The organism is Alcaligenes sp. AB3 (genome assembly GCF_031844565.1).
Classification (GTDB): Bacteria; Pseudomonadota; Gammaproteobacteria; order Burkholderiales; family Burkholderiaceae_B; genus Alcaligenes; species Alcaligenes faecalis.
Window position 1 is genome coordinate 32,161 of the sequence record NZ_JAUZVM010000012.1, and the last position, 12,520, is coordinate 44,680.

General features: G+C 57.9%; 10 protein-coding genes. 6 read left to right on the plus strand and 4 right to left on the minus strand.

What is annotated here, in order from left to right; all coding sequences use genetic code 11:
• The first annotated feature begins 203 nt into the window (after positions 1–203).
• Together Q9R35_RS17450 and Q9R35_RS17455 are read left to right on the plus strand one after the other, a co-directional pair.
• Positions 204–1,193: a phosphate acetyltransferase gene (locus Q9R35_RS17450; RefSeq protein ID WP_311220199.1), complete on the plus strand. Its 990-nt coding sequence runs from the start codon at positions 204–206 to the stop codon at positions 1,191–1,193.
• The gene (locus Q9R35_RS17455) at positions 1,190–2,377 is read left to right on the plus strand and encodes an acetate/propionate family kinase (protein ID WP_197313536.1); all 1,188 of its coding nucleotides are present in this window, start codon (positions 1,190–1,192) and stop codon (positions 2,375–2,377) included. Before Q9R35_RS17450 ends, Q9R35_RS17455 begins: the two co-directional genes overlap by 4 nt.
• Positions 2,378–2,406: 29 nt before the next feature.
• On the opposite strand, the gene Q9R35_RS17460 is transcribed toward Q9R35_RS17455, so the two are convergent.
• A complete protein-coding gene (locus tag Q9R35_RS17460) occupies positions 2,407–3,312 on the minus strand; it encodes a LysR family transcriptional regulator (RefSeq protein WP_197313535.1) in 906 nt (301 codons plus the stop codon).
• Positions 3,313–3,556: 244 nt separating this feature from the next.
• Here Q9R35_RS17460 and Q9R35_RS17465 point away from each other — a divergent pair, with 244 nt between their 5' ends.
• The 4 genes from Q9R35_RS17465 (at position 3,557) to Q9R35_RS17480 (ending at position 9,404) form a co-directional block, all read left to right on the plus strand.
• Positions 3,557–4,945: a VOC family protein gene (locus Q9R35_RS17465; protein WP_042488879.1), complete on the plus strand. Its 1,389-nt coding sequence runs from the start codon at positions 3,557–3,559 to the stop codon at positions 4,943–4,945.
• Positions 4,942–6,246: an FAD-binding oxidoreductase gene (locus Q9R35_RS17470; protein WP_042488743.1), complete on the plus strand. Its 1,305-nt coding sequence runs from the start codon at positions 4,942–4,944 to the stop codon at positions 6,244–6,246. Before Q9R35_RS17465 ends, Q9R35_RS17470 begins: the two co-directional genes overlap by 4 nt.
• 70 nt (positions 6,247–6,316) lie before the next feature.
• Positions 6,317–7,846, plus strand: coding sequence for an aldehyde dehydrogenase family protein (locus tag Q9R35_RS17475; protein WP_404977961.1), 1,530 nt, complete (start codon positions 6,317–6,319; stop codon positions 7,844–7,846).
• 154 nt (positions 7,847–8,000) lie between these two features.
• Positions 8,001–9,404 (plus strand): amino acid permease, encoded by a 1,404-nt coding sequence (locus Q9R35_RS17480; protein WP_026485481.1) that lies wholly within the window; start codon positions 8,001–8,003, stop codon positions 9,402–9,404.
• Positions 9,405–9,452: 48 nt separating this feature from the next.
• Here the strand turns inward: Q9R35_RS17480 and Q9R35_RS17485 are convergent, their stop codons facing one another.
• Genes Q9R35_RS17485 through Q9R35_RS17495 form a run of 3 tightly spaced genes read right to left on the minus strand, consistent with a single transcriptional unit; the run spans position 9,453 to position 12,412 of the window.
• Positions 9,453–10,754: a GTP-binding protein gene (locus Q9R35_RS17485; protein ID WP_311220200.1), complete on the minus strand. Its 1,302-nt coding sequence runs from the start codon at positions 10,752–10,754 to the stop codon at positions 9,453–9,455.
• On the minus strand, positions 10,754–11,665 hold the full coding sequence (gene cysD, locus Q9R35_RS17490; protein ID WP_063692291.1) for a sulfate adenylyltransferase subunit CysD: 912 nt from the start codon (positions 11,663–11,665) through the stop codon (positions 10,754–10,756). The genes Q9R35_RS17485 and cysD overlap by 1 nt, the downstream gene beginning before the upstream one ends.
• Before the next feature lie 9 nt (positions 11,666–11,674).
• Positions 11,675–12,412 carry a phosphoadenylyl-sulfate reductase gene (locus Q9R35_RS17495; protein ID WP_042488733.1) on the minus strand — a complete coding sequence of 246 codons (738 nt, stop codon included), beginning with the start codon at positions 12,410–12,412 and terminating at the stop codon, positions 11,675–11,677.
• Positions 12,413–12,520: the final 108 nt, after the last annotated feature.

Sequence of the window (12,520 nt, forward strand, 5' to 3'; positions counted from 1 at the left end):
ACAGCCATAAAAATAAAAGTCCGGTTTGCGCTTTGCAAAACCGGATTTTTTTTAAATATTGAATCTTTATGCCTCGTTCTTGGCGCGCTTAAAAGAATGATGGGCAAACTATTGAAGTTTCCCTGTTCGCAATCAAAGACATGCGGGCAGATAAATGGTTTAGTGTTGGGTTAGCTTCGTTCATCTCCAAGGAGTCATCTATCATGAATCACCCTGCTGGCCTGGATACGGCCGCCGTGGATCGCACTGGGCCTTCCAGTCATTATTCCCGCTTGATCGAGCAAGCTCGCAAAGAACACAGCCGGATTTGTGTGGTGGCTCATCCCTGCGACGATGTGTCTCTGGGAGCCGCCTTGCAGGCACGGGCTCAAGGCCTGTTCGAGATCGCGCTGGTTGGCCCGCAGGCCCGTTTGCATTCCGTGGCGGCAGAGCATGGTTTGAGCCTGGAAGGGGTAACCTTGATTGATACCCCTCACAGCCATGCCTCGGCAGAGCGCGCCGTCGAAGAAGTACTGGCCGGACGCGCGCAGTTGCTGATGAAAGGCAGCCTGCATACGGATGAACTGATTCAGGCCGTGCTTTGCACCCAGGGCAAAGGCTTGCGCACGGGCCGCCGCCTGAGTCATGTGTTCATCATGGATGTGCCCAGCTATTCCGAACCCTTATTCGTGACGGATGGCGCCATCAATATCTTCCCCGACCTGAGCACCAAGGCAGATATCGTGCAGAACGCCATTGATCTGCACCACGGTCTGGGCCTAGGCACACCGCTGGTCGCTATCCTGTCTGCGGTCGAGCAGGTGACGGAAAAAATCCCCACCACACTGGAAGCCGCTGCCTTGTGCAAGATGGCTGACCGTGGCCAGATTACGGGTGGAGTGCTGGACGGCCCCCTGGCACTGGACAACGCCATCAGCCCCGAAGCGGCGCGTATCAAGGGTATTGTGTCGCCCGTCGCTGGCAAGGCACAGATTCTGGTGGCGCCCGATCTGGAAGCCGGCAATATGCTGGCCAAGAACCTGACTTTCCTGTCTGGTGCGCAGGCTGCCGGCATTGTGATGGGCGCTCGTGTGCCGATTATTCTGACCAGCCGTGCTGATAGCGCCCAGACCCGCATGGCATCGTGCGCCGTCGCCAGCATTTACGCAGGTTATCTGGAGCGTAAAGTGGCTGTGGAGGCCAAGCACTCATGAGCGAGCAGATTCTGGTCATTAACGCAGGCAGTTCCAGCCTGAAGTTTCATATGTACAAGGTTCAGCCGGGCGACCAGCTGGACTTTGAATTTGGCGGTCAGGTTTCGGGCATTGGCAGCAGCCTGCCTGCGTTCAAGGTCAAGGATGCGCAAGGTCAATCCATGGTCAAGCAGGACCTGGATGGCGAGCAGGCCAAGGACTTGCATACGGCTCAGGCTTTGGTGGCACGCTGGTTGCTGGAGCATGTCGATGGTCGGCCTATTGCGGTTGGCCACCGCATTGTGCACGGGGGCGCCCGCTACGACAGCAGTGTGCCCCTGACGCCGCAGGTGCTGGAGTATCTGGACAGCCTGTCGCCCTTGGCACCGCTGCATCAGCAAAACAATCTGGCCCCTGTCCGCGTGATCTTTGAACACTACCCGGAAATTTTCCAGGTTGCATGTCTGGATACGGCTTTCCACCAAGGGCATGTTCCGTATTTGCAGCATTTTGCCTTGCCGGAGCGTTTTTTTGAGCAGGGCGTGCGCCGCTATGGTTTTCACGGCTTGTCCTATCACTATATTTCCCAGCACCTGCGCCGCGAAATGCCCGAGCTGGTCGATGGGCGTGTTGTCGTTGCCCACCTGGGTTCCGGCGCATCGGCTTGCGCTCTGAAAGAAGGCCGCAGCGTTCACACCACCATGGGTTTTACGGCGCTGGATGGCTTGCCGATGGGCACACGACCAGGGCGTCTGGATGCCGGTGTGGTCTTGTGGATGCTGGAGCAGGGCATGGAGCACGACGAGATTCAGTCTGTGCTGTATACCCAATCCGGTTTGAAAGGCCTGTCCGGTGATCAGGCAGATATGCGCGCGCTGGAGGCTTCGGATGACCCTCGTGCCAAGCTGGCAGTGGAGTACTTCTGCTATCACACGGCAGAGAATCTGGCGGGCTTGTGCGTGGCCTTGAAGGGCCTGGATACCTTGGTGTTCACGGCGGGGATTGGCGAGCACAGCCCATCCATTCGTGCAGGCATCGCCAGGCACCTGGAGTGGATGGGGGTGGAGATTGATCCGGTTCGCAATCAGGCTGGGGAAGCCGTCATTTCGACAGTCGACAGTCGGGTCAAGGTCCTGGTCATTCCCACCAACGAAGAGCGGGTTATCGCCGAGCAATCTCTCGCCTTGGTGAGGAAAAGTTCATAGCACCACCGCGGCGGTTTGAAGCCCCGGCCTCAGTCCGGGGCGCGTTCCCGCGTGATTTCCGCTTGTAGCCATTGTCGAAATGCGATCAATGGTGGGTAGTCGCAGCGTCCCGCCGGACAGGCCAGGTAGTAAGCCTCCGTGTTCAGGCAGGGCGAGTCCAGAGCTAGAACCAAGTCACCGCGACTGAGCTCCTGTTTGAACAGAAATGTGGGCAGTAAGGCAATTCCAAGGTTGGAGATAGCTGCTTGTGTAATCAGCGCAAACTGGTCAATCAGCATGCCGTGAATTTTCACGTTGTCCACACCGTTGGCATTGAACCATCGCTCCCAGGCATCGGGCCTTGAAACCAGATGCAGTAAAGGTGCCTTGAGCAAGTCAGCTGCCGTCTGGAACTGATAGTGCTCGCGAAGGGCGGAACTGCAGGCAGGTACCACGGTTTCTGACATCAGAAAATCCAGATTCGCCCCCGGCCAGTCGGGCAGGCCGTAATGGATGGCGGCATCCACATTTTCCATTTGAAAGTCAAACGGTTGCAGGCGCGTTAGCAGGTTAATGGTGATGCCGGGGTATGCAGCCACAAACTCTGGCAGCCGGGGGGCAAGCCAACGAGTCCCGAACGTGGGCAGGATGGCCAGGTTCAGCGTTCCGCCATGCGGATTGGCTTTGAATCCCAGGGTGGCGTTGGCAATGCGTCGAAGAGCATCGCTTAGCTCTTGGGCGTAAGTGCTACCCGCCTGAGTCAAACGAACCGTCTGGCGTTCTCTGACGAAAAGTTCCGCGCCCAATATTTCTTCCAGCAGTCTGATCTGTCTGCTGACGGCGCTTTGGGTCAGATTCAGCTCGCCCGCTGCTGCCGTGAAGCTGCCCAGCCGTGCGGCGGCTTCAAAGGCAATCAGGACGTGCATGGGAGGAAGAAAACGTTTGGGAATGGACATGCTGGTTTGCTAAGGGAAAACGTTTAGTCATTCTATTTAGGAATGACTTGAGTTGGAATCATCGTTTGACCCCTCTTGCCACTGCTCACAGAATGAGTTGCAAGATTGCTAAGTATTTCAGGCTTATAAGATGACGGGCTTCCGCTGGCTGTGGTGTGAAGGAGTGCATACGAGTACACGGAAGTGATTCACTAATGGACTGACCTTGCCTTGTCGACAGGTCATGCAATTTGCTGGCGGTTCTATGGACACCTCTGTTTTTGTTTCTAAGGACGAAATCCGTTCCCGTTTCTCAGGCGCCATGTCGGCCATGTATCAGCAGGAGGTGCCGCAGTACGGGGCCTTGTTGAGCCTGGTGCACGAGATCAATGCCAGTGTGCTCAAGCATGACCCAGCATTACGCAGCGCCTTACAGCAGCAGTCGGAGTTGACCCGTCTGGATGTGGAGCGCCATGGCGCCATTCGGGTTGGTACAGCGGCGGAGCTCAAAGGGATTGCAAAGATTTTTGCCGTCATGGGTATGTATCCCGTTGGTTATTACGATCTGTCGGTGGCGGGTGTACCCGTCCACTCCACCGCGTTTCGCCCTGTGGACGACCATGCGTTACAAACCAATCCCTTCCGGGTGTTCACCTCTCTGCTCAGACTGGAGCTGATAGAGGATGCGAATCTGCGAGCGCAGGCAGCTGCAATCTTATCGCAACGGACTATTTTTCCCTCAGGGTTGCTGGAGTTGGCGGAACAGGCGCACATGTCTGGTGGCCTGACCGAACTGCAGGTCACGGAGTTTGTGGCTGCCGCCACCGCCGTTTTTCGCTGGCATCGCCAGGCGACTGTCGATCAGGACACGTATCGCAAGTTGCATGAGGCACATCGTCTGGTGGCCGATATTGTTTGTTTCAAGGGCCCCCATATCAATCACCTGACTCCCAGAACCCTGGATATTGATGCGGTACAAGAGGCCATGCCCCAACGGGGGATCCCTGCCAAAGAACTGATTGAAGGCCCACCGCGCAGGCGCCATCCCATCCTGTTGCGCCAAACCAGTTTCAAAGCCTTGGAGGAGGAGATTGAGTTTGCCGGTCAAGCCAGGGTAGGGTCTCATACCGCACGTTTTGGTGAGATAGAGCAACGTGGCGTGGCTTTGACCCAGGCGGGCCGGGCACTTTATGACTCCTTGTTGGCGCAAGCCAGAGATGCCGGGCAGCAAGCCGCTACTACACAGACGTATGCCGAACGTCTCCAGCACGTGTTTGCTCAGTTTCCAGATGACAGCGATGAAATGTACGAGCGTGGGCTGGCTTTTTTTCGATTTGAACCACGGGACCCTGCTATCTGGCAGCAGGAACTGGCTGCCGGCCGGCCCTGGAATCTGCCTGATTTGATCAAGCGCGGCGTAGTCGCATTGAACCCCATTACTTACGAGGATTTTCTGCCAGTTAGCGCGGCGGGGATTTTCCAGTCCAACTTGGGTGATGCTGAACAGAGAAACTATGTATCGCAAGCGGCTCGGTCTGAGTTTGAACGCGATCTGGGTGGCCCCGTGCTGGATGAAATTGAACTTTACCGCGCTGCTCAGATGCGTTCCGAGCACGCCTTGCAGCAACGTTTTCTGGCGGAGTCGAGGTTATGAACGCGGACGGGCGCAGCCATGGACTCTGGCAGGCATCAGCTCCAGCCCCTGTGGCCTGCCAGCGTTTACAAGGCCAAGTCCAAGCGGATGTTGCAGTTATTGGCGCTGGATTTACCGGCTTGTCCGCAGCCCTGAATCTGGCACAGGCTGGAGCGCGGGTGGTGGTCCTGGAAGGGGCGCAGATCGGCTTTGGCGGATCGGGACGAAATGTGGGGCTGGTCAATGCTGGCTTGTGGCTTGAGCCAGAGACGTTGCTCAAAACCTTGGGTTCTTATTACGGGGGCCGCCTATTGCACTTGTTAAGCGGGGCGCCGGCTGCTGTGTATGAATTGGTAGCCCAACACCGGATTGATTGTCAGGCCGTGCAGAATGGTACTTTGCACTGCGCGGTCGGCGCGGGTGGCCTTCGCAACATCCGGAAGCGTTGGCAGCAATGGCAAGCTCTCGGGGCGCCGGTGGAGTTGCTCGATCACACACAGGCTACGGCGGCAACGGGAACCACCGCCTATGCGGGTGCCTTGCTGGACCGGCGCGCGGGCACGCTCCAGCCTTTAGCCTATGTTCGAGGACTGGCGCGGGCAGCGATCACGGCGGGGGCCCGCATTTGCGAGCAAAGTGCCGTCAGGCGGGTTGAGGATGGCCGCACGCACTGGGTGTTGCAAACGCAGGACGGGGAGGTGCTGGCACCTTGGGTCATTGTGGCGACCAATGCCTATACCAGCGATATCTGGCCAGCCTTGCCCGCAGAACTGGTGCGTCTGCCTTATTTCAATGTGGCCACGCAACCGCTGGATACTGCACTGCGCGCTCAGATTCTGCCGGGGGGGCAGGGAGCGTGGGACACGCGTTCGGTTTTATCCTCGTACCGCTTCGATCAAGCCGGTCGCCTGGTGTTTGGCAGTGTGGGGGCATTGCGCGGACGCGGACAAGCAATACATAAGGCGTGGGCGCAACGCGCATTGCAGCACTTGTTTCCGGCCTTGAAGCACGTGCAGTTTGATTATGAATGGTATGGCTGGATAGGCATGACGTCGGATGCCGTGCCCCGCCTGCATCAGCTGGGGCGACAGGTCTTGTCATTTAGCGGCTACAACGGGCGTGGCATTGCTCCTGGAACGGTCTTTGGACGCGAGCTGGCGCATCTGGTTTTGGGGCGGATCAAGGTGGAAGAGCTGCCTTTACCTCTGTCTCCGCTCAAGTCGGTCCCGTGCAAGCCTGTGAAGGAGGCCGCTTATGAATATGGCGCACAGTTGGCGCATCTTGTCGGTGCCCGCAGCGCCCAAGGGCGGCGTCGGTCTTGAAGGCAGACTTTTTTGAGGAATGGGCGTGCTTCTGAAAGCCGATATTCCGCATTTTTTATGGGGTACACGTATGACTTACACAAGCATGACGCAGACAAGCGAACTGGCCCATTCCACCCTGGCCCAATTGGGTGTGACGGCTGCGCTGGATGTTCAAGGGGGAATGTCGGTGCGCTCGCCTATCGACGGGGGCATTCTGGCCCATCTGCGGCCTCACAGCAGCGAGGAGCTTAGCAAGGCGATTGCTCGTGCCCATGATGCCTGGCAGGTGTGGCGTACCGTGCCTGCGCCGGCACGAGGTGAGCTGGTTCGACTGCTGGGCCAGGAGCTGCGGGCCGAGAAGCAGGCTTTGGGCCAGTTGATTTCCCTGGAGGCTGGAAAGATTACGAGTGAGGGCTTGGGTGAAGTCCAGGAAATGATTGATATCTGCGACTTTGCGGTGGGTTTGTCCCGACAGCTCTACGGTTTGACGATTGCCTCTGAGCGGCCTGGTCATCGCATGCTGGAAACCTGGCATCCATTGGGAGTGGTCGGGGTGATCACCGCTTTTAATTTTCCCATGGCGGTGTGGGCCTGGAATACTGCGCTGGCCATGGTGTGTGGCGATGCCGTGATTTGGAAGCCCTCCGAAAAAACACCCTTGTCCGCCCTGGCGTGCCAGGCTGTATTTGAGCGGGCAATGGCGCGGTATGAGGCCGGGCCGGCGCACCTGAGCCAAGTGCTGATTGGTGGGCGCGAAGCCGGAGAGCTACTGGTTGATGATCCTCGGGTGGCGCTGGTGTCGGCCACCGGCAGCACACGGATGGGTCGGGAAGTGGGGCCTCGTGTGGCGCGTCGTTTCGGGCGCGTTTTGCTGGAACTGGGGGGCAATAATGCCGTTATTGTCACGCCTAATGCGGATCTGGATCTGGCGGTCCGGGGGATTGTCTTTGCGGCGGTCGGGACGGCGGGGCAGCGCTGTACAAGTACCCGACGCTTGATTGTGCATCGTAGTGTCAGTGAGCAACTGGTAGAACGGCTCAAGCAGGTGTATGGCAAGCTCAGGATTGGCAATCCGTTGCAGGAAGGAACGCTGCTGGGACCTTTAGTCGATCGGGCCTCTTTTGAGGCGATGCAGACCGCACTGGATGCGGCGCGTGCTCAAGGGGGGCGGGTTAGCGGTGGAGAGCGGGTGCTGGAGGATGAGTTCGCATCGGCTTATTACGTCAGACCAGCCATCGTGGAAATGGACAGCCAGACCGATACGGTACGGCAGGAAACCTTTGCACCTATTTTGTATGTGCTGCGCTATGAGGACTTGTCCGAGGCTCTGGCGCTGCAAAACGATGTTCCGCAAGGCTTGTCGTCTGCCATTTTCAGTAATGACTTGCGTGAAACAGAGGAGTTTCTGTCGGTCAGTGGTTCGGACTGCGGTATTGCCAACGTCAATATTGGTACTTCCGGGGCGGAGATCGGTGGCGCCTTTGGTGGGGACAAGGAAACCGGCGGGGGCCGCGAGTCCGGTTCCGATGCCTGGCGTGCCTATATGCGCCGGGCGACCAATACCATCAACTACTCCCGAGAATTACCCTTGGCGCAGGGGGTGAAGTTTGACCTCTGACGCTGCCTGAGTGTTCGGACGGAGGGTCCTGGGCGATGATCGGCAGGGCCTGGCTGTCGGGTGACGTGCGCCTATAGCAAGCGAAGCATATCGTCGGGGCGCACCGGGCGGGTCAGAACTGCCCCGCCATTGAATAAAAAGCGAGGAGACAATAATGACCATGCCTGAACAGGCAGGCCAGGGTGCGCTCGCGCACGGCCTGAACTCAAGACAGATGTCCATGATCTCTATCGCGGGGATCATTGGTGCCGGACTGTTCATTGGATCAGCCAATGCCATCGCGAAGACCGGGCCGGCAGCGGTACTGTCCTATATCTTGACGGGAGCATTGGTGCTGCTGGTCATGCGGATGTTGGGCGAGATGGCTGTCGCCAATCCTGATAGTGGTTCATTTTCCACCTATGCCGCGCGGGCGATCGGGCCCTGGGCGGGTTTTTCCATTGGCTGGCTGTATTGGTGGTTCTGGGGCTTGATCATTCCCGTTGAAGCCATTGCCGGGGCTTATATCTTGCATCAATGGATGCCGGATATCCCTTCGTGGCAGTTTTCCATTGTCATCATGGTCGCCTTGTCGATGACCAATCTGTTTAGTGTCAAGAATTTTGGCGAGTTTGAGTTCTGGTTTGCCTTGATCAAGGTGCTGGCCATCATTGTGTTCATTGTGGCCTGTCTCTGCGCCCTGACCGGATTCTGGCCCTGGGTGGACGGGGGGAAGGTGCCGATGATTCCCGTGTTCAGCAACTTCGCGCCGCAAGGCATGGGCGCCGTGTTGGCGGGTATCCTAATTACTATGTTTTCATTTTTTGGGGCGGAGATTGTGACGATTGCCGCCGCCGAAACTGATAACCCGCAGGAAAAGATACGTAAGGCGACCAATCTGGTGGTCTACCGTATTTCCCTGTTTTATGTGTTGTCGATTTCCTTGATTGTGCTGATCGTCGGTTACGACGATCCCAGGCTGATGCAGGTGGGGTCATTTCAGCGCACGCTGGAAGTTCTTCGCTTGCCTGGGGCTAAGCTAGTTGTGGATGTCGTGGTACTGATTGCGGTGACTTCCTGCATGAACTCCGGCTTGTATACGGCCTCTCGAATGATTTATTCCCTGTCCGTCCGTGGTGATGCTCCTGCTTGTATTGCCAGGGTATCGTCCAAAGGTGTGCCTTATAACGCCGTACTCGTATCAACCTTGGCCGGTTTTGCAGGCTGCCTGGTGAACTATCTCTTGCCGGGACAGGTGTTTTCGTTCTTGCTATCCACAACGGGTGCGATTGCCCTGATCGTTTATCTGGTGATTGCTGTGTCCCAGCTACTGTCGCGTCGCCAGGCAGAAAACTCAGGCATAGATTTGCCATTCAAGATGTGGTTTTTCCCCTGGCTGACCTATTTGTCCATCGTGCTGATCTTGGCGGTGCTGGTGTATATGGCGATGGTGGAGGCGTACCGCTATCAGTTAGCCATGACTTTGGGTGTGAGCGCGTGTATTGTGCTGGCGGCATTAATGAGGCTCAGGCGCGGTTCAGCACGGGGCCGGTCAGTCAGGCAGCAAGAGGCGTCGTGATCTTATACGGTGCCTGCGGCAAGACGTGGGTCTGCCGCAGGCTGTTCTTTATACGCGCTTCTGGACCAGACCAGCAGCCACGGTCTGGTTCGTGCTGGGGTCAATCAGGATGAAAGAGCCCGTGCTGGAATGATTCTGATAATCGTCCAGCACCAGCGGATCACGGCTGACCAGGCTGACACGGCCAATATCATTCAAGGACAAGGTGCCAGTGGCTTGCTGCTCTTGCAAACTATGCACATCGCGCAAGGCATGCACGGCTTGCACCTTGGCTTGCGTCAGACGCGTGCCTTGCTTTAACCAGTAAGAGCGGGTGGTGTTCAAGGCCTGCTCATCCAGCCAACACAGCTGTGCATCAAAGTGTTTGCTGGTGCTGATGGCTTCATGGGCCAGCGTCAGCAAATCGCCTCGCGAAATATCCAGCTCACGATCCAGTACCACGGTTACTGCGTCCCCGTCACTGACGGAAACTTGTTCTGTACCGGCGCGGAACAGTTGCGTGATGACGGCGGTTTTCCCGCTAGGCCACACCTGAACGCTGTCGCCTACCTGGATGCGGCCACCACTGAGCTGGCCGGCATAGCCACGGAAGCCCTCAGCGCTGCTGCCACCATGACGCGCCACCCATTGCACAAACAAACGGGCAGGGCGTTGAATGTTCTCGCGCAGATCCAGCGATTCCAGCAAAGGCAACAGCGGCAAACCTTGATACCAAGGTGTGTGGGGCGAAGCCTGGGTGATGTTCTCGCCCTTCAAGGCCGAAAGCGGAATGATGTGAAAGTGCTCAATCCCCAGCTGCGTAGCCAGTTGGCGATAGGCCTCGTGGATACGGTCGAACACGGCCTGGTCCCAATCGACCAGGTCCATCTTGTTCACTGCGACCACGATATGACGCAGGCCCAGCAGCTTGGCAACGGTGCTGTGGCGCTTGGTCTGGGTCAGCAGTTCACCGTCTTTGGCGCGATGCGCATCAATCAGGATGATGGCGGCCTGGGCGGTGGAGGCTCCCGTAATCATGTTGCGGGTGTACTGTTCGTGACCGGGGGTGTCGGCCACGATGAATTTGCGTTTGGGGGTAGCGAAGTAGCGATAGGCCACATCAATCGTGATGCCTTGTTCGCGCTCGGCTTCCAAACCGTCGGTCAGCAGGGCCAGATCGGGTTCGGCGTCCTCGCCACGCTTGTATTTGGAGCGTTGGATAGCCGCAATCTGGTCGGCAAACACGCCCTGGCTGTCCACCAGCAAGCGGCCAATCAAGGTGGATTTTCCGTCGTCCACGGAGCCAGCAGTAATCAGACGCAGCACGCCCTGATCGGCAGCCTGCAGCCAGGCGTCATTGACTGTGTTCATTAGAAATATCCTTGTTTCTTGCGGTGTTCCATGGAGGCTTCGGAAGTCTGGTCATCCATGCGGGTGGCGCCGCGCTCGGTAATGGTGGCCAAGGCGGTTTCAGCAATAATGTCTTGCACGGAGGCGGCGGTAGAGAGCACCGGGCAGGTGCAGGAAATATCGCCTACGGTGCGGAAACGTACATCGCGCCATTCAGAAGTTTCACCATCCAGCAGGGGAGTCAGCGGGGTGATGGGAACGACCAGGCCCTGACGCTCCACCACTTCGCGTGAGTGGGTGTAGTAGATGGATGGCAGATCAATGGCCTCACGCTGGATGTATTGCCAGACGTCCAGTTCGGTCCAGTTGGAAATCGGGAAGACACGCAGGTTCTCGCCCTTGTGGATGCGGGTGTTGAACAAGTGCCACAGCTCGGGGCGTTGCGCTTTGGGGTCCCATTGGCCGAATTCGTCGCGAAAGGACACGATACGTTCTTTGGCGCGGGCTTTTTCCTCGTCACGGCGGGCACCACCGAAACAGGCATCAAAGCCAAATTCGGCAATGGCTTCCAGCAAGGTGACGGCCTGGGCCCCGTTGCGGCTGGCGGTTTCATTGCGCAGCACGACGGTGCCGCGCGCAATGGAATCTTCCACGCTGCGCACAATCAGCTCGGCGTTCAGCTCCGCGGCGCGGCGATCCCGAAATTCAATCACTTCCGGGTAGTTGTGACCGGTGTCCACGTGCATCAGCGGAAACGGCAGCGGGCCGGGCGCAAAGGCTTTCTGGGCCAGTTGCAGCAGCACGGCGGAGTCCTTGCCGCCGGAGAACAGCAGCACGGGTTTTTCAGCTTCAGCCGCGATTTCGCGCAGAATAAAAATGGCCTCGGCTTCCAGCCAGTCCAGATGAGTACGGGTAGAGAGTGGTTCGCCCATGGGGTTCCTTCAGGTGTTGACACTGCTATTCAGATTGCTGGCATGCAGGCCGCATTCCAGGCTGTCGCGCTGTTCCCACCACCAGCGCCCGGCGCGCACGTCTTCACCGGGGCGAATGGCGCGCGTACAGGGCTCGCAACCTATGGAGGGGTAGCCCTGGTCGTGCAGTGGGTTGTAGGGGATGCTTAATCCACGGATCACGGCCCAGACATCGTCCTGAGTCCATTCGATCAAGGGGTTGAATTTCTGCAGCCCAAAGACGCTGTCGTATTCCTTGCTGGACAGTTCGGTGCGGCTGGCGGTCTGTTCGCGACGCTGGCCGGTGATCCAGGCCGATCGGCCTTGCAAGGCACGGCGCAGCGGCTCCACCTTGCGGATCGCGCAGCACTCTTTGCGCAGCTCCACGCTTTCGTAAAAAGCGTGTGTGCCATGCGTGGTGACGTGTTCCTGAACCCGGTCCGGGTCAGGGTGAAAAAACAGGATAGGGCGTTCGTAGTGTTGCTGGATGTCGCGCCCCAATTGCAAGGTCTCTTCGTGCAGACGACCGGTATCCAGGGTGACAGTTTGCAATTCGGGGGTGTAGATGGACATGGCATGAAACAGCACCATGTCTTCCGCGGCCAGGGAACTGGCCAGAACGGCATCAGCATGTTCGTGTGCGATGACTTGCAGGTCGTCGCGCAGCTGTTTCCACAGCATCAGGGGCCGGGCGCTCAGGGCAAGCGCGGCAGGGGCTTGGGCGGGCATGATCAGATGTCCTTGCGGCAATACCAGTACCGGCCCTGCTCAAAACGGAGTCACGTGGGCCGCGCTATTGCCTTACATGGTTCATGGAATGATGAGCCAGTGTGCTTG

Bases quoted from the DNA above. Each gene is read 5' to 3' on its own strand.
- Q9R35_RS17465 (WP_042488879.1), top strand. From the start codon at position 3,557: ATGGACACCTCTGTTTTTGTTTCTAAGGACGAAATCCGTTCCCGTTTC.
- Q9R35_RS17450 (WP_311220199.1), top strand. From the start codon at position 204: ATGAATCACCCTGCTGGCCTGGATACGGCCGCCGTGGATCGCACTGGG.
- cysD (WP_063692291.1), bottom strand. From the start codon at position 11,665: ATGGGCGAACCACTCTCTACCCGTACTCATCTGGACTGGCTGGAAGCC.
- Q9R35_RS17475 (WP_404977961.1), top strand. From the start codon at position 6,317: ATGACTTACACAAGCATGACGCAGACAAGCGAACTGGCCCATTCCACC.
- Q9R35_RS17470 (WP_042488743.1), top strand. From the start codon at position 4,942: ATGAACGCGGACGGGCGCAGCCATGGACTCTGGCAGGCATCAGCTCCA.
- Q9R35_RS17480 (WP_026485481.1), top strand. From the start codon at position 8,001: ATGACCATGCCTGAACAGGCAGGCCAGGGTGCGCTCGCGCACGGCCTG.
- Q9R35_RS17495 (WP_042488733.1), bottom strand. From the start codon at position 12,412: ATGCCCGCCCAAGCCCCTGCCGCGCTTGCCCTGAGCGCCCGGCCCCTG.
- Q9R35_RS17460 (WP_197313535.1), bottom strand. From the start codon at position 3,312: ATGTCCATTCCCAAACGTTTTCTTCCTCCCATGCACGTCCTGATTGCC.
- Q9R35_RS17485 (WP_311220200.1), bottom strand. From the start codon at position 10,754: ATGAACACAGTCAATGACGCCTGGCTGCAGGCTGCCGATCAGGGCGTG.
- Q9R35_RS17455 (WP_197313536.1), top strand. From the start codon at position 1,190: ATGAGCGAGCAGATTCTGGTCATTAACGCAGGCAGTTCCAGCCTGAAG.